This window comes from Gimesia alba (assembly GCF_007744675.1).
GTDB classification, from domain to species: Bacteria; Planctomycetota; Planctomycetia; order Planctomycetales; family Planctomycetaceae; genus Gimesia; species Gimesia alba.
Genome location: NZ_CP036269.1, coordinates 4,901,118 through 4,917,580, shown reverse-complemented (window position 1 = coordinate 4,917,580; position 16,463 = coordinate 4,901,118). Strand labels below are relative to the sequence as shown.

The 16,463-nt window shown below is 50.6% G+C and carries 12 protein-coding genes; 9 read left to right on the top strand and 3 right to left on the bottom strand.

Annotated features, from left to right (window positions below; translation table 11 throughout):
• The first annotated feature begins 150 nt into the window (after nt 1-150).
• Both Pan241w_RS18350 and Pan241w_RS18345 read left to right on the top strand, forming a co-directional pair.
• Nucleotides 151-1,818 carry a DUF1559 domain-containing protein gene (locus Pan241w_RS18350; RefSeq protein WP_232107187.1) on the top strand — a complete coding sequence of 556 codons (1,668 nt, stop codon included), beginning with the start codon at nt 151-153 and terminating at the stop codon, nt 1,816-1,818.
• A gap of 52 nt (nt 1,819-1,870) precedes the next feature.
• Nucleotides 1,871-2,308 carry a hypothetical protein gene (locus Pan241w_RS18345; RefSeq protein WP_145218643.1) on the top strand — a complete coding sequence of 146 codons (438 nt, stop codon included), beginning with the start codon at nt 1,871-1,873 and terminating at the stop codon, nt 2,306-2,308.
• 66 nt (nt 2,309-2,374) lie between these two features.
• Here Pan241w_RS18345 and Pan241w_RS18340 read toward each other — a convergent pair whose 3' ends face one another.
• The 3 genes from Pan241w_RS18340 to Pan241w_RS18330 all read right to left on the bottom strand — a co-directional run bounded on the left by Pan241w_RS18340 (nt 2,375) and on the right by Pan241w_RS18330 (nt 6,454).
• The gene (locus Pan241w_RS18340) at nt 2,375-3,781 is read right to left on the bottom strand and encodes a sulfatase (RefSeq protein WP_145218641.1); all 1,407 of its coding nucleotides are present in this window, start codon (nt 3,779-3,781) and stop codon (nt 2,375-2,377) included.
• Nucleotides 3,782-3,808: 27 nt separating this feature from the next.
• Entirely contained in the window at nt 3,809-4,105 is a 297-nt protein-coding gene (locus tag Pan241w_RS18335) for a hypothetical protein (RefSeq protein WP_145218639.1), read from the bottom strand.
• Between the two features lie 405 nt (nt 4,106-4,510).
• Entirely contained in the window at nt 4,511-6,454 is a 1,944-nt protein-coding gene (locus Pan241w_RS18330; protein WP_232107186.1) for a PQQ-dependent sugar dehydrogenase, read from the bottom strand.
• A gap of 170 nt (nt 6,455-6,624) precedes the next feature.
• On the opposite strand from Pan241w_RS18330, the gene Pan241w_RS18325 reads away from it, so the two are divergent.
• The 7 genes from Pan241w_RS18325 to Pan241w_RS18295 all read left to right on the top strand — a co-directional run bounded on the left by Pan241w_RS18325 (nt 6,625) and on the right by Pan241w_RS18295 (nt 16,099).
• Entirely contained in the window at nt 6,625-7,317 is a 693-nt protein-coding gene (locus Pan241w_RS18325; protein ID WP_145218638.1) for a hypothetical protein, read from the top strand.
• Nucleotides 7,318-7,385: 68 nt separating this feature from the next.
• Nucleotides 7,386-7,874, top strand: a complete 489-nt coding sequence (locus Pan241w_RS18320) for a hypothetical protein (RefSeq protein WP_145218636.1) — start codon at nt 7,386-7,388, stop codon at nt 7,872-7,874.
• Nucleotides 7,875-8,064: 190 nt separating this feature from the next.
• On the top strand, nt 8,065-8,448 hold the full coding sequence (locus tag Pan241w_RS18315; protein ID WP_145218635.1) for a BlaI/MecI/CopY family transcriptional regulator: 384 nt from the start codon (nt 8,065-8,067) through the stop codon (nt 8,446-8,448).
• A 3-nt stretch (nt 8,449-8,451) separates the two neighbouring features.
• Nucleotides 8,452-10,353: a M56 family metallopeptidase gene (locus tag Pan241w_RS18310; protein ID WP_145218634.1), complete on the top strand. Its 1,902-nt coding sequence runs from the start codon at nt 8,452-8,454 to the stop codon at nt 10,351-10,353.
• A gap of 296 nt (nt 10,354-10,649) precedes the next feature.
• Nucleotides 10,650-12,494: a hypothetical protein gene (locus Pan241w_RS18305; protein WP_145218633.1), complete on the top strand. Its 1,845-nt coding sequence runs from the start codon at nt 10,650-10,652 to the stop codon at nt 12,492-12,494.
• A gap of 453 nt (nt 12,495-12,947) precedes the next feature.
• Nucleotides 12,948-13,427 carry a response regulator gene (locus Pan241w_RS18300; protein WP_145218632.1) on the top strand — a complete coding sequence of 160 codons (480 nt, stop codon included), beginning with the start codon at nt 12,948-12,950 and terminating at the stop codon, nt 13,425-13,427.
• 287 nt (nt 13,428-13,714) lie between these two features.
• A complete protein-coding gene (locus Pan241w_RS18295; protein ID WP_145218631.1) occupies nt 13,715-16,099 on the top strand; it encodes a serine hydrolase in 2,385 nt (794 codons plus the stop codon).
• Nucleotides 16,100-16,463 lie beyond the last annotated feature (364 nt).

Genomic DNA, 16,463 nt, shown 5'->3' with positions numbered 1-16,463 from the left:
AAACATTTTTTAGATTTCATCGTTTCTATTCATTCCTGGCGCTACTATACTCCATCGAGTGTACGTCCGACCAAATTACCCGGTCGTTGAATAGAGTCTTGGGAGATCCTGATGTTAACTGTACTACCCCCCTTTAGAAACTGTTTCCTCTTGTCTACCAGACGTTCTCTGCTCACAGTGGCTGCCATGTTAAGCTGCCTGTTTGCACTCGGGATTCATGAGGTGCCAGCGCAAGAGAAACCATCTCGTGTGACGAAGCCGAAAACAGCGACGGTTAAACTGAAACCGTTTCGCATGGATTTCGCTCCTGAAGATGCGTTAGGGGTCCTGGCGGTCCGCCCTGCACAATTGCTGGGGGAAAAAGCAATGTCGCCTGTCCTACAACTGACATTACGGGAACAACAGAAAAATTCTGATTCTAATTTTCTGGGAGTAGATCCGACCAAACTCGAGACCGTCACTATCATATATCTTCTGTCAGAACTCGGGAAGGTCGAGCAGAAGCCGGTCGACTTTGTTTCCGTGTTGCAATCAACACAAAACTTAGATCAAGCACTGGTACAGAAAAAATTCAGTAAAACCAATCTCATTGAGTCCAATTACAAGGGGAAAACATTCCTGACAAACACGTCCCCCGATGGAGACTCGTTGTTGTTTCTGGATGATAAGTCCTTCATCATCTCAGATAAAGCCAGCGCCCTGAAAAAGGTGATTGACAGTATGCAGGATCAAAACAACCATACCTGGGAAGAGCGATTACAGCCGGTCGAAACGGCTTCTATTGCGGGCGCGATCAATATGCAAACAGCGCGAATACTTTTGGGGGGCATGGTTCAGTCACAGTCTGTGAAAATCCCGGTCTGGCCGCTGATCTCACCGGTCTGGGAACATTCCGAAATTGCCGCACTAGGTATCACATTACAGCAGAAACTCTCTCTGGAGCTGGCCTTTACCCAAGAGAAAAACAGTCCCGAAATCAGACAGGCACTGCAAAGTCTGCTGGGACTGGGACAAAACATGCTACGTCAGATGAACGCCAACAATAAACAGACAAAACGCCCCCTTCGGCCGGACCAGGAAGCACAAATCAAGCTTGTAGAACAGATACTGGGTTCCACCCGAGTCACCCAAAACGAGGATCTGGTAAAATTATCGACATCGTTAAACAGTGAAACCTGTACCAATATGGTTGCGGCCATTCTGCCTGGCATCTTACAGGCACGCGAAGCGGCACGCCGTTCGGCATCGAAGAATAATATCAGACGAATCATGCTGGCATTTCATAATTATCATTTGGATCATAAGCATTTTCCCCCGGCGGTCGTGGTGGGCCCTGATGGAAAAACGCCTCATAGCTGGCGGGTGGAACTGCTACCTTATCTCGACCAGCAGGCGTTGTACGATCAGTATCGTATGAACGAGCCGTGGGATAGCCCGCATAATCGCAAGATTGCAAAGACCGTCGTTCCTGTGTTCAACAATCCAAATTCTGAAAAGTCCACAAATGCGTCATACTTTGTGGTGACAGGTCCGGGAACTGTGTTTGGTAACAAAACGGGCATCAAACTCAGCGAAATTCTGGGTGGCACATCGAACACGATTGCCGTTTTCGAAGCAAAACGCGATATTCCCTGGACGAAGCCAGCAGACATTCCATTTGACGGAAAAAAAGTCCCCGAGTTTGGCGGTTTTCATCAAGGAGGCGCTCATGTTGGTTTGTGCGATGGTTCCGTTAGATTCCTTTCCGAATTAACCAACAAGGACTTTTTAAAGACGCTGCTTACCATCAGCGCGGATCAGAAAGAGCCGGCTCCCTAGTTGACTCTCTCTGAAGACGTTCAGAATCCCGATTCGCATAGGAGAGAAACGCATGTTAGCCCATGGAACAAGAGCGCTACTGAGTATCGCCGTTGTGTCTATACTGTGCATCACAACGGCGAGTGAAAGCTATGCCATGATGGGAATCAAACCCGTCTCACAGAAACTGGCGAAAGCACTAGGGATCGAAGTCCGGACAAAGGCGAACGGGCCTGGGCAAATCTGGGTGACACTGGAATTCAAACCCGAAGGCGAGTTTAAACAATTTGACTATGTCAGTCTGGAAATTGGAGAGGGCAAAGAGTTGCTGTTGGGGTATGCTCCCCTGCAAGCCCAGCGCACAAAATCGGGAAAGGTCGTCTGCACTTTTCTCGCGAATCGGACCTACCTCGAAAAAGTCACTTTGAGAATTGTCGCCGGTCCTCCTCTGAACAAAACCGGCTACGATCTGCAGCTGAACAAGTTTCTGGATCTCAAGAAAACCCCCTGACACACCTTGAAATTACCGTCAGTTTATTGCGATTCACACAGACTCTGCCAATCGTTCTGAGTCACTTTACTGCTTGTCCGGTTTCCGGTCGCGGCCTTTGATTTTGTTTAACTGCCGTGACAGTTTTCGGCTCTGGTCAGACCGCTCTTTGACCACATTCGTATTTTCGAGCGGATCGGAACGGTGGTCGTAGAGCATGCGCGAGGTGCGTTTGCCTTTGTTGTTTGAGTATTCGGTATAGCGAAGCGAATCAGTGCGGATCGTGTCGCCGTTACGGTAGCGGCTGACGGCAGCCTGTTTCCAATTCGCTTCGGGATCGTGCATTAAGTCGACGAAGCTCTGGCCTGCGAGGTGTTCCGGCTTTGGAATTCCGGCCAACGTGCAGAGAGAAGGGTAGAGGTCGATTGTCTCAATCAGAGCTGACCTGCGCCCGCCTCCTTGGATGCCCGGCGCCCGAACGATTAAGGGAATCTGCAGGGAACTTTCGTAACAGCTGTGTTTACACCAGAGGGTATGATCTCCCAGGTTCCAGCCGTGATCACCCCAGAGAACGACGATCGTATTGTCACTCAGTTTCAAACGATCCAGTTCTGCCAGTAACTTACCGATCTGGGCATCAGTGTAACTGACGCAGGCGTAGTAGCCGTGAATCAGATTGCGGGCGGTTTCCTCAGAGACCGGCCCTTTGGGAGGAATACCGGCGTAGGCTCGCAATTCGCCGGAATTGTGAATTGATTCTTTCGGTGCATCCTGAGGGACGTGATAATTCTCGGGTGGTTGAATTTTGTCGTGGTCGTACAGATCCCAGTATTTCTGCGGTGCGATAAACGGAAGATGAGGCTTGAAAAAGCCGACCGCCAGGAAGAAGGGCTGCTCTTGTTTCTTTAACTGTTGCAATGTTTCAATGGCCTTCTCAGCCAGGACGCCGTCCGCGTAGGCATTATCGGGCACGTCGGCTGATTCCCAGGCAGGCCCTCGTTTTCGTTTTCCCTGTTTCTGGCGTTGGGCGTGCAGTTTCTGATTTTCGGGGCGTTGGTACCAGGAAATACCTTTCGGCCGCCACGCCGGTTCTGACCAACCCTGTGCGTTGTCTTTCGGATGATGAAAGATCTTACCCAGTGAAACGGTTTCATAGCCGTTTTTTTTGAACTGCGTATTCATCGTGGTGATACCGGGCGCATCCTTCTCGGCCCAGGTCAGATAATTCACGAACCTCTTGCGGGCGGGACGAATGCCGGTCATCAGACTGGCTCGCGACGCTCCACAGGTCGGCACCATGCAGAACGCCCGCTCGAACAGGGTGCCGCTCTTGGCCAGCTTGTCGATGTGGGGCGAATGAATGTGCTGCTTGCCGTAACAGGCCAGTTCGGGCCGCAGGTCATCGATGGCGATGAATAACACATTCGGACGATTCGCGGCGAAACTTTGAGAAGTAAGGCAGAACGCAAAAAGAAGCAGAGCGAGGCGGTACATTATTTATGAGTTCCTGAATATTTATGTTTATCGACCAATGATGTTCGTATGAATGAGTGCTTGCCAGACGCCATAGGAGAGGGGGATCAACGACAACAGAATAAATGCATAAAAGATGACTCGATCCAGCTTATCGACGGATACACCTGAGAGCAGCCTCTTCGCCAACCTTAAAATGCCGTAGAGAGCGAACGTGATACCAAGAATCAAATAAGCATCTTTTCGGAACAGTGTTGCGAAGTAGATCAGAGTCATCGCGATGACGGTCAAGGCGATGGTGATGCCTCGAACGATGCGATTGTCAAAGCGATGGTTTTGAATCATGGCGTGCATCCTGAAAACAGCATCATTCGAATATTCTATTGGGTGGTTAACAGAAAAAGTAGGGGTAGACCCATGTGTCTACCCGCGGTATCGGCGTCTTTTTTGCAGCACCGTTTGAACGGGTTTAATGTTTCCTTTGAATACTTGAATCCATGTTGAATCTCGCCAGGCGGGCAGACACATAGGTCCGCACCCTACCACAACAATAATTGAACGTTTTTTTCTGGAATTGAACCAACACTGTTGGGCAAGCCAACAGTGCCACCCTTTTCACATCTTTTCGTGTCTTTCGTGGTAGTTAAATTCAGATTGGTTTCAATGTTCATCCTCGTGATCGCAGGAAACGGCGGCTATCGCCGTGCCGCTCATATTTGATAGGCTAAACTCAAAACCGATCCTTAACCTCTACTTCTTTTCAAACCGGAAAATGCCTTCGCCGTCTTTGACGGTTTGAACGGTGTAATACAGTTCGCCGTCTTCGTCGGTGCCGAAGGACATCACGGGGATGCCGCCTGTACTGATCTGCAGATTGCGAACAACCTTGCCGGATTCTTCATCGTATTCGAGGGCCCAGATTTTGCCCGAGACGAAATCGGCGTAGACGTACATGCCTTCGAGTTCAGGCAGCCCTTTACCTCGATAGACAACGCCGCCGGTGATGGAACGACCGACGCCATGATCGTATTCCCAGATCGGGTCGATGGGTGTGTCTTTCGCGGTCTCGGGACGATTCCCAAAGTTGCGTGTGCCTTCACGAACACTCCAGCCGTAGTTGCCGCCCTTTTTGATGATGTTGATTTCTTCCCAGAGATCCTGGCCGACTTCACCGGCGTACAAGGTGCCGGTTTTCGGATCGAAGCCCAGCCGCCAGACATTCCGCAGGCCGTAAGCATAGATTTCCGGCTGCGCCTTGGCCCGATTGACAAACGGGTTGTCTGCGGGAACCGCGTAGTTCTTGCCCCCCTCCTGGTGATCAACGTCGATACGTAAGATAGAACCGAGCAGGGTTTCCAGGTTCTGGCCGTTGCCCAGCGGATCGTTGCCGGAACCACCGTCGCCGAGACCGATATAGAGATAACCGTCGGGACCGAATTCAATCGAACCGCCGTTGTGGTTGCCGTAAGGCTGATCGATGGCCATTACAACGGTTTCACTTTTGGGGTCCGCTTTGTTGGGATCGTCGGCCGAAACCTGAAAACGGGAGACATGTGATTTCCGTGGGCTTCCCTCGGCAGAATAGTAAACGAAGAACTGGCCGTTCTTTTTAAAGTTGGGATGAAAGGCGAAACCTAACAGGCCTTCTTCGTTGTTCTTTTTCCAAGGAGCGACCTTGGAACTGATATCGAGAAACAGTTTTGTCTGCTTGGGAGAATTCTTATCAATGACGTGAATCATGCCGCGCTGTGTGGCGACAAAGATACGTCCGCTGCCGTCGTTGGCATGCGTGATGATCATCGGACGCAGGGGAACCACTTTCCCGGTATTTTCATCGACGGCTTCCCAGCCTTCCCATTTCAGACTGGGGAATGCGGGTACGGCTTTTAAAGCCAGTTTACCATCGCTCGGATCTTTAACCGAGTTGTCTGCGGGAATTTCTCTGATTTTGATATTCCGGAAAGAGACCAGGTCGTTGTGGTCCTGCAGGCAGATGTGTCCTTTGGTCGCTTTTCCGAATTTGGGAAACTTGGCAAACTTGCTGGCCGCCACGCGTTTGTCCCAGTCGGCACTCCCTTTATTGAAACGAAAATATTTGACACCATTCATGACGACTTCGGATCGATCGGGGCCGACTCTGAGAAACAGATGATTCCACTTGCCTGCGGGGCGTGTCGCATCGACGACAGCCGGGGTGACTTTCTTGCCGGCTTTTTCGGCTTCGATCATCCATTTGGGAGTCGCCGGTTTGTAAAGCTGGTATAGCCAACCTGCTTTCTGCGGGTCGTGGCCGTCCACGTTGTCCTGAATCTGGATTTCGGGTCCGGTGCGCCAGGGGGTTTTTTCTTCCTCGGTGACGTGGAACATCAGACCGCTGTTACCTTCTTTAGAGATGCGGTATTCGAGCGAGAGTTCGAAGAACCCGAACTGATCGTCGGTAATGATATCGCCGGCCCCTTTGGCGGTGCGGGAAAGGACGCCGTCTTTGATCGTCCAGCCATTACTGATATTGTCTTTTTGATAATTTCGCCAGCCGTCGGTGGTTTTGCCGTCGAACAGCAGTCTCCAGCCGCTTTTCTTTTCCGCGGTGGAAAGTTTGTTTAACGAGTCATCGGATTTTTCCGCAGCCGTGACCGTCAGAGTCAGACACGCGGACAGCAACAGCGTCATCAGGGTTTGGGAGTTTCGAATCACAGGTGCGCTTCCTTTATGAATCAGCAATCAAGTTGAATGGATAGAACTAGTTCCAGATAAACAAGAGAGTATTTTCTCAATCTACTGTTATCCATCATTTCCCGGCAGGAATCAACTATAAATGATTGGTGTCTCGCTAGAATTTGGATGGGAAAGGGGAGATTCTTTGTATGATTTCCCTGCAGAGAAGTGAGCCAGTGAGTACAAACACAAAGATTCGTGAATTATTTCGCGATTCTCAGTTCATTTTTGTAAGATATCTCGTGACGAGCGGGAAGTCGATTTTGGATTACCTGTTTGGCAGCGAATCCCCAAAGAGTATTTCCATCACGCTTACTGAAACAGTTACAGGTTGTCTTCTGGTTATGAAAAAAATATCTTGCCGTACGACATTCTATCAAAAAAAAATTTTCCCGTTTGTTTTCATCGGTTTTGGCATCTATGCCATGATTGTTGGTGGAACGGGAGAGCGCGGACATCCCGTTTTTATCCTGCTGTTCCTCTTGATAATCACTATGATAATCTTCACTCATATTCAATTTAAAGTGTTCTTTTTGATGGATGAAGTCTTTGACGACGGTGACTCATTGTTATTAAGGAATACCGGAAAGGAAGTCCGAATCCCACTTCAGGAGATCGAAAACATATGCTATCCCAAAAAAATCAATATCTATTCTAGATTAGAACAGGTAGAATTAACGCTGAAACACCCTACGGAATTCGGTACTGAGATTTATTTTCTATCAGCGGGAGACGACCTTTTTTCAAACGAAGCAAACACCGACATTCCAGATCTGATGGAACGGATCAGCCAGGCAAAAACAGAACAGAATCAACGAGAACAGGACAGAATCATTGATTGAATATCGATCTGGTCTTCCTGTTTCGATTCGCCTCTCACCAGTTCAAACACAATGAAGGGAGTCATAAAATGAAACATTTTCTCAGCCCCTCGTTTTTCAGTTTTCTTGCCGTATGTGGAATGTTGACAATTCTCTCTGCGGATACACCCTCTACCACTGAGAATCATTACACTCAAGGGAATTCCTTTCACATGTATACCAGCGCATTAGCTGTGTCTGATTCGGGCGTTGTCACGATCCCCTCGCGCTATCGCTGGAGTGTCGAGACTGGAATACGAGGCATTGATCTCAACGGCAGATCTCTCCCCGATGGTCGCGTGCAATTACGGCTGCATGATCCCGATCACAACTTCTCGGCCTTCATGGCACAGATGGACCTGGCAACTGCCGCCAGGCTGCATCACGAACTGGGAAACATCATTGTGAAGAAACTGCAGGACCCGAATTTTCAGCATCGGCCCCAACTCTACCGCCCCGACCAGATCCCGCGCAAACGCATCATCGGCATCGATGCCAACGGCACCGCGATCATTGAAGATGTGGAGAAAGCCAGATAACTGTCTGTCGAAGATCCGTTTCAGAATTATTTCTACAACGAAACTCACGAAAGCACACGAACTTATCGGTTCGATGTGTTTTGCCTGTCGATTTTATACGCTAAAAATTTAGCTTTTCGTGTTGACGCCTCTTTTTTGAAACGCTAAATTATTAGCGAATCGACATTGTTGACTTTCAGGGAACTAAAACATGTCACAACACGCCAATCTTAGCAGGCGAGAACGTCAAATCATGGATTCGATTTATTCGCGCAGTGAAGCCACGGTGCTGGATATTCAAAGCGATCTGCCGAAGGCGCCGACGCCGACCGCAATTCGGACCATGCTCCGCATTCTGATGGAAAAAGGGATGGTGCGGCGGCACAAGCAGGGACGTGAGTTTATTTATTCCCCCACTTCCCCACGACGGCCGGAAGGGACCAAGGCGTTGAAGCATGTGGTTCAGACATTTTTTGAAGGCTCGTTCAAACAGGCACTGGCGGCACAGCTTGCCAGTGGTGACGAAACGCTGACCGATGACGAATTGCGTGATATGGTCAAACTCATCAAAGCAGCTCGAGAAAAGGGAAATTAAGTAATGCATACTGGATTCGAACTCGTTCCGAACAGCGGACCATCGTTTTTCCTGTTGGATCTTGCGATCAAGTCGATTCTGATTCTCGCGGTTGCGTTTTTCATGACACGACTCTTGCGACGTGCCAGCGCAGCGGTTCGCTATTCCGTCTGGAGCGTCGCGATCTTCTCTGTAATTACGCTCCCCGTCATCAACTCGTGTGTCCCTAAATGGACGCTTGAAGCGGGCACGGTTAATCAGTCGGCAGCCATTGATCATAGGGAACCACAGTCTGCCGCCTTGCCGGTTTCGATAACTCAACAGTCTGCTCAGATGGGGGGACTCGAACGTACTCTGATACCAGAGTCTGCTTCCCCGGCTTCTGCTGTGACTACCGAGAAAATCACCGGCTCAAATTATTTGTCTGCTCTCCTCCCGGATGCAGTCATGTTCTTGAATGTGTTCTGGCTGGTGGGAAGCGGGGCGATGTTGATTCGACTGTTGATCATGCGAGTGCGACTTTGGTCTGCATCCCGAAGCTATGAAGCGGTCACTGCAGGTCGATTGTTCGAATTGCTTCAAATGTGTCGCGACGAGCTCGATTACTCCAAATCGGTGAGACTGTTTGTCACCGATCAACGGGTTATGCCGATGACCTGGGGAATCTTTCGCCCGTCGATTCTGCTTCCCCGCGAAGCGGAAAACTGGCCGGAGCAGGAAGTCCGCTGTGCATTCCTGCATGAACTGGCTCATGTTTCTCGTCTCGATTGTCTGTCTCAACTGTTTGTGCAACTGGCGTGTGTGCTGTACTGGTTGAATCCACTCGTCTGGGTAGCAGCCCGGTCGCTGCATATCGAACGCGAACTTGCCTGCGATGACATCGTGTTACAGAACGGGGAACGTGCGTCAGATTATGCGGCTCAACTGATGCAGGCGGTCTCGCATTTTCGGTCGAACAGAATGCTGGAATCGACGGCAGTCTCCATGGCGGGCCGCAATGGTTTTGCCCAGCGTCTGCAGGCGATTCTCCATGAAACACAGGACCGACGCCCGGTTCCCCGGGGAACGAAGACGACCTTTGCGATTTCATTCCTTGTGCTAACCGGACTACTGGGGGCCTTCCAGGTATCACTCACCGAAACAGCCAACGCACAACAGGTTATCCCAATCCAGACGGCACAACAAGAACCCAGGCCGGAACCCGGCGTGCAACAGTCCCTTGCCAAACCACCTGAGAAAAAAGAGGCAAAGTTAGTTCCAGAGGCACAGACTCAACAATTTTTCAGTGGAAGAAAACAGACAGCCCCGGTTCAAGGAATGGTCCAACCTGCTGTGCGATCTTTGAATATTGTGTTTGCACATGATCCGGGTATCGGGAACTATGACGGAATAGTAGGACGCCCCAACGACGTCTGGAATACTGTGGACATCGGCACGACCGCGGTGGACTACACACGTTATAGTGACGCGACTCCCAGCACGGCCCGACTGCGTATCTCACGTCACGACGGCGAATGGGGCATCAAGGGGCAATCGGGAATCTTCCAGGGTTATATCTACCACAATTGTCGCTGTGTCGATCTGGAAACAAAAGTCTTAGACCTTCCAGCTGGCAGTTACAAAATCTATGTCTTCGCACACGGGGATGCACCGAATCAGAATGCGGAGATCGAATTGAAAGTTGGCAATCGTGTGATCGGTAAAAAGGCAACGGCCAACGACGGCACCTGGAATTTCCGCACCAAACCGTACCGCGAAGGTCTGCAGTATGTGAGCTTTAACTTCACGATGAAAGCCGGACAAGCTCTGACCCTGATCAGCCATCGTGCCGGCAGCGATTACTCGATGTTTAACGCAATTCAGATCGTTCCGCAAACAGATCCTGTGATGCAACAATCGAGGCAGCCTGCCCCAAAATCTCGCTAAACCGGGGCGGAATTACTCACTCCAGAAAAGGTAGCCAGTTTTAAGATGCCACCTCAACTGACGGGGATTAGCCTGTTTGATGGCTGCTGCACCGAAGCAGAGCCTCCAGAGCCTATCGTGCGTAACGGCTCATAAGCCAGTTCGTCTCAATATCAGTTTAATATACAAAAATATGAAATTGGTATGGACTAATGGTCAGATAAAGTTCAAGATACCGGCGCGAATGCCGGCTGGCTTTGCTGATTACCTCGAAATCAAATCCCTTGAGTCGTTATGCATAGAGAAAGGATTTTCTAGTGTCCGGAACCTACATCAATACGCCGTTTGTGATCACGAATAATCAGAGCGATTTCCCGGAGGATCAGATCTGGGTTTCGTTTTCGGGGACCTTTACCAACACCGGTACTCCTCAGTACATTGGTTCTAAGCAGATCACAAATTTCACCTCGGCCTGGCAGTCGTTTAAACTTGCTGATTTATTAGCGTCCGTTCCCAATCTGCCTTATTTTGGAAACCAGGCACAATACACGTTCTCGCTCAATGGATTCTCGGGGCGCGTCTATATCAACTATGGTCCTTCTGCACTGACTGAGCCTCCCAACCCAGGCGCTCCGGGAACCAGCCCCTATATTGTTTTTGAACCGACCGTCGATGGGGAAACTCTGCAAGCACCGACTCCTAGCCAGAGTAACATGGACCTGTCCTACGTGGATGGTGTATCGGCTCCCGCAGCGACGATGGTCAGCAATGCCACCACTGGTCAACCACTGCAGGCCACTTCCGTTAACCCGGTGACCTCTCGCAGCAACATTTTATCCAACGTGGTCAACCAGGTTCCCAGCGGCGCTGTGGTTTCAAACGGGACGAAAAACGTGCGCGTGATGTCATCCGCCGCCGCACCTTCCGCTTATCATGACTGGACCAGTCTGATGACCACGTTACAGAAAAGTACGGCAACGAATCCGCTGAACGTCTGCAGTTACACCAGCCCGACGAATACGAAAATTCCTGCCAGCTATGCCTTGAGTGATGCCCTGTTCGGTTTTAGCGGCGCACCGGCCATTTCCGGACAGGCCCCGAATTTTGACACAGCGCAAAACTACAATACACAGGCCACGTTTACGACGAACCTGAATCCGGACAACAATTCCATTCTCGCGGGAGTCGGGATTACGAACGGCACTCCCGGTGTTGAGATCAGTGGTACCGGGAGCGTGACCGGCGCATTCAGTATCTACATCAAGGAGACCGACCTCAATGCGGGAACCGGGATCTATGGCAACAATCCACCCTACGTCGTCGCCTATAATGAAACGAAAGATGCCTATAATACAGACGGCATTGTAAACGATCTGGGGGGCAGGGTGGTGGGCGATTTAATGGCGGGCATGGTGTTTGGCTGGTCCGCCAGTTCTGTGAATATTGAAAAGCATGCCCTCAAGACTGAAACGAACCTTTACGGGACGCCGTTCAGTTCAACAACGGTCGGAGGATTAATGACCGGCGAGTTGTTCTTTCTGCTCTCTCTTGCGGGCGCTCAAGGAAAACTGACCGACTGGATTGGGTCGGAGCTGGATTCTGATTCAGACGATTATGATCCCTATCTGTATGCGATTGCTCAGAACAGCGATGCTTACGGCAGTGGGTTCACCGATCGACTGCAAGGTTATTCGAATCCCGATACCTATTGGTACACAGCAAATCCGCCCGTGATTCCGGGAGGAGGCGGCAATTATGAAACCGTGGGCTTTGTTAATTTGATTCTAGGCGAACCAACGACAATCCCACTGGCAATTCTGTTGACTAATAACAGCCAGAAGCAATTGACGCTTACTAACAAGCAATTAATCGGCTCCAGTACAACATCGTCGTTCGATCTTCCCCCCGAACTCGCAGGTGGCTCGACTGCAGGCGGCTATGGTGCCCCGGCATCAAAAACTCCCTACCAGGCGATCTGGACTTATTCACCAGACAACGGCCAAACCGAATTAAGTTTCCAATGCGCGCTCATTGGCCCCAATGGCATCACGATCATTCCTTCCAAAACCGGTCCCCAGGCGGACCAATGGGAACTCAGTGAAGAACCGACACTGGAAGGCGGCGTCTGGGTCGTTCGGTTTTATTATTCCGAGAGCACTTAAGAAACGTCCTGTGAACCCCTGATGGATTCACTAAGGGCCGTCGGGGAGTGAGCGACTTGCCCGATTGATATTCAAACAAGAAATGATTTAACGAACTGTACATCCTTCGCTCATTCAGGGGCCTGGCGTGATGATAAAAGTGAGATCGATTTCATTTGAGATACTTTTTTGAAGGAGGAGTTTACCTCCTTTTGTATCAAAACGGATCATCCACTCCAGAAATCCCATGTCGAATCGGTGAAAGACGTACTCCATTTAACTGGCTTGCTCGTCTCATGCATCCAAACTCGAAATTCTTGTGATATCGGTCAATTCCATCGCCGCACACCGCAAAATTATGTCCTATATTTTCTACATCTCTGTAATGTCATTTTTCTGACAATTTGAATTATTCAATTGCATTCATCCGGACGTCATTCAAATTGTTGCTCAGAGTAAAGGCGAGAGTTCTTTATGAAGAATACAGCATACAAAGTGGATGAAGGTTCACAGCTTGAATGTCGAGTACTTTTAGTAGAAGATTCCCCCGATACCCAAATATTGGTCTCACACTTCTTAAAAAAGGCAGGCGCTGAAGTCTTTCTTTCAGACAATGGGTTGTCCGCACTCGATCTCGCTTTGGAAGCACATCAGCAAGGCTTCCCTTTCGATATTATCCTGATGGATATTCAGCTACCCGGTCTGGATGGTTGTGAAGTCACGAAAAGACTGCGAGAAGCATCGTTCAAAGGCCCCATCATTGCTTTTACAGCCAGTGAAGAGACTCACAGTCGTCAGAAATGTCTCGAAGCAGGTTGTGATGATTACCTGACGAAGCCCGTCGATTCAAAAAAACTGATCGGTTTATTGTCGCTTTATTTGTCACAGTTAAAGCAAAAGCAACAGCTTGATCGCGCTGCGAAAGTCTATCTCAACTTAGATAGCTGCAACTGATTCACCGTCGGCTGACGATGTCAGACCGATTCTCAAAAATCGAGCAACGCATCAAACCGTCTCTCCACTCCAGAATGTTCAAACCTGACCTGCGCCTTCCTCACCATGCCGTTCTCAGCCTGTTAGGGCAGCCACAAATCAGGCCTCTCATGTTTCCTGTTTGACTCTGAAGTGCGATCAATTTACGATGGCAGGGTACAAACGTAAATGGTCAGGGCGTCATTTCATTAGCTTGCTCCTGACAGCTCTCACAGCGACAAACCTGTCAGTCATTGAAAGAGGCTTACATGAAACTTTTCCAGCGACAGATTGTTTTCATTCTCTTTCTGGTACTGGTAAACACTGTTTACGCAGAGAAACCGAAACAGTCACAGCAGGTTTCCCATGAAAAAAAAGTTGATTATTCTGCCGCCATCGATCGTTTGAAAGCGGCGATTCGACACGAGGTGGAACAGAAGCAGTTACCCGCGTTTTCCATTTCGCTCGTCGATGGCGATGAGATGGTCTGGGCAGAGGGCTTTGGCTTTCAGGACAAGGACCGGAAAATTCGCGCCACTGAAAAAACGGTCTACCGCGTCGGTTCGGTCTCGAAGCTGTTTACCGACATCGCCGTCATGCAACTGGTAGAGAGTGGGGAACTCAACCTGGACGACACTGTCCAGAGCCATCTCCCGGAATTCAAACCGACCAATCCCTTCGGCGGTGCGATTTCCCTGGGACAACTGATGACGCATCGATCGGGGCTGGTTCGCGAATCGCCGGTCGGCAACTACTTTGATCCCACCGAGCCTTCGCTGGTAGAAACCGTCGCCAGTCTCAATCAGACATCCCTCGTTTACAAACCAGGCACGAAAACGAAATACTCGAATGCTGCGGTCGCCGTTGTGGGGGCGGTGCTGGAGAAACAGCTGGATGTTTCTCACGCCGCACAGGTTCGCCAGAAAATACTCGACCCATTGAACATGGAATCCAGCGGCTTCACGGTGACTCCCGCCGTCAAAAAACAGCTTGCTACCGGCTGGATGAGAACCAACGACGGCCGCCGTTTTATCGCACCGACATTTCTTCTGGGGACGGGACCTGCCGGGAATCTGTATTCGAATGTGGTCGATCTGGCAAAGTTCCTGACCTGCCTGTTCAACCTGGGACAAGTTCAGGAAGGGCAGATCCTGAAACGAGACACCCTTCAATTAATGCTCACGCCACAAAAAGATGCGGATGGCAAACCGCAACGATTTGGTATCGGTTTTCATATTCAGGATTTTGACGGCTTCACCAAAGTCGGTCACGGCGGTGCCGTCTACGGTTTCTCGTCACAGCTGGAAGCGCTGCCGGAACGCAAGCTGGGCGTCGCTGCAGTCGCTTCCTTGGATGGCACAAACGGCGTCGTGGGGCGGCTGGCTGATTATGCATTGCGACTGATGCTGGCGGCACAGGACGGCAAATCGCTTCCCGGGTACCGTATGACCGGACCGGTCCCCTCAGAACGCGCGAAAGAACTGGTGGGCCTGTATCGCAATGACGAAAAACAGAAGTTGGCCCGCATTACCGAACTCAACGGCGATCTGTTTTTGCACCGTGGCACTTTTCGCTACGATCTCCGGTCCGCCGCCGGTGACGGCACGATTCTGACTGACGACTCGATCGGATCTGGCACCGAAGTGGCTTTGGAAGGCAAAGATGTTCTCCGGGTTGGTAAAACGAAATTCCAGCGTGCCGCTGATGCGCCACGGCCGCCGACTCCTGCCGACTGGAAAGGCCTGATCGGCGAATATGGTTGGGATCACAACACGTTGTATATTCTCGAGGAAGAAGGCCAATTATTCGCGTTGATCGAATGGTTCTATTATTACCCGTTGAAGCAGGTCGACCGGAACACGTTCGAGTTTCCCGACCACGGACTGTACCACGGCGAAGGCCTGAAATTCACCCGTGGTAAAGATGACGTCGCCACCGATGTCGTCGCCGCCGAGGTGAAGTTTGTTCGTCGCGAAGTCGGCACAAAAGATGGCGAGACATTTCAGATCACGCCCGTCAAACCGATTGACGAACTCCGCGCCGCAGCACTCGCCGCTTCACCGCCGCCCGAACCGGGTAAATATCGCCAGCCGGAACTGGTAGACCTGACCACGCTGGATCCGACGATCAAGCTCGATATCCGTTATGCTTCCGAGAATAATTTCACCGGAGCCGTCTTCTACAAACAGGCCCGCGCTTTCATGCAGCGACCCGCGGCTGAAGCGGTCGTCCGTGCGAACGCACGTCTCAAACAGCGCGGCCTGGGACTCCTGATCCACGATGCCTATCGCCCCTGGCACGTCACGAAAATGTTCTGGGATGCAACGCCCGGGGAATTCAAAGATTTCGTTGCGAATCCCGCCAACGGCTCGCGTCACAATCGCGGCTGCGCCGTCGACCTGACCCTGTATGATCTGAAGTCCGGCGAACCGATCCAGATGGTGGCCGGCTACGACGAATTTTCTCCTCGATCTTTTCCGCTTTACCCGGGGGGAACCGCCCGCCAACGCTGGTATCGCCAGCTACTGCGTCAAACGATGGAATCAGAAGGGTTCACCGTCTATGAGTATGAATGGTGGCACTTCGATTTTAAGGACTGGAAACAATACCGCATCGGCAATCAGACGTTTGAAGAGATCGATCAAGGACATTGAATCTGTTTTTTCTACCACGAAAGACACGAAAAGGCACGAATGTATTGCCGTATTGGGTGGCACTGTTGGCTTGCCAACAGTGATTGAGAAATCGTTCCTGTCGAGAAAAAAAGTAGGGGGAGACTCATGTGTCTCCCCGCTTTGAGACGTCATTTGTGTGGCATCGTTTGAGCGGTAAATCTGGTTCCCTCAAGCGAGTACTTCCAAAACAAAACTCGCCAGGCGGGCGGACATATAGATCCTCCCCAACGTTTCAAAAATGAGAGGTGAATTTGTTCTGGAATTGAGCGGGACTTTGAGACCTCATGTTACCAGCGATCCCAAATTGCCTTCGGGACCAGCCCTTTTTCGTGTGCTTTCGTGT

Coding starts and splice junctions, on each gene's coding strand:
- Pan241w_RS18345 (WP_145218643.1), top strand. CDS start 1,871: ATGTTAGCCCATGGAACAAGAGCGCTACTGAGTATCGCCGTTGTGTCT.
- Pan241w_RS18340 (WP_145218641.1), bottom strand. CDS start 3,781: ATGTACCGCCTCGCTCTGCTTCTTTTTGCGTTCTGCCTTACTTCTCAA.
- Pan241w_RS18335 (WP_145218639.1), bottom strand. CDS start 4,105: ATGATTCAAAACCATCGCTTTGACAATCGCATCGTTCGAGGCATCACC.
- Pan241w_RS18325 (WP_145218638.1), top strand. CDS start 6,625: ATGATTTCCCTGCAGAGAAGTGAGCCAGTGAGTACAAACACAAAGATT.
- Pan241w_RS18320 (WP_145218636.1), top strand. CDS start 7,386: ATGAAACATTTTCTCAGCCCCTCGTTTTTCAGTTTTCTTGCCGTATGT.
- Pan241w_RS18315 (WP_145218635.1), top strand. CDS start 8,065: ATGTCACAACACGCCAATCTTAGCAGGCGAGAACGTCAAATCATGGAT.
- Pan241w_RS18310 (WP_145218634.1), top strand. CDS start 8,452: ATGCATACTGGATTCGAACTCGTTCCGAACAGCGGACCATCGTTTTTC.
- Pan241w_RS18300 (WP_145218632.1), top strand. CDS start 12,948: ATGAAGAATACAGCATACAAAGTGGATGAAGGTTCACAGCTTGAATGT.
- Pan241w_RS18295 (WP_145218631.1), top strand. CDS start 13,715: ATGAAACTTTTCCAGCGACAGATTGTTTTCATTCTCTTTCTGGTACTG.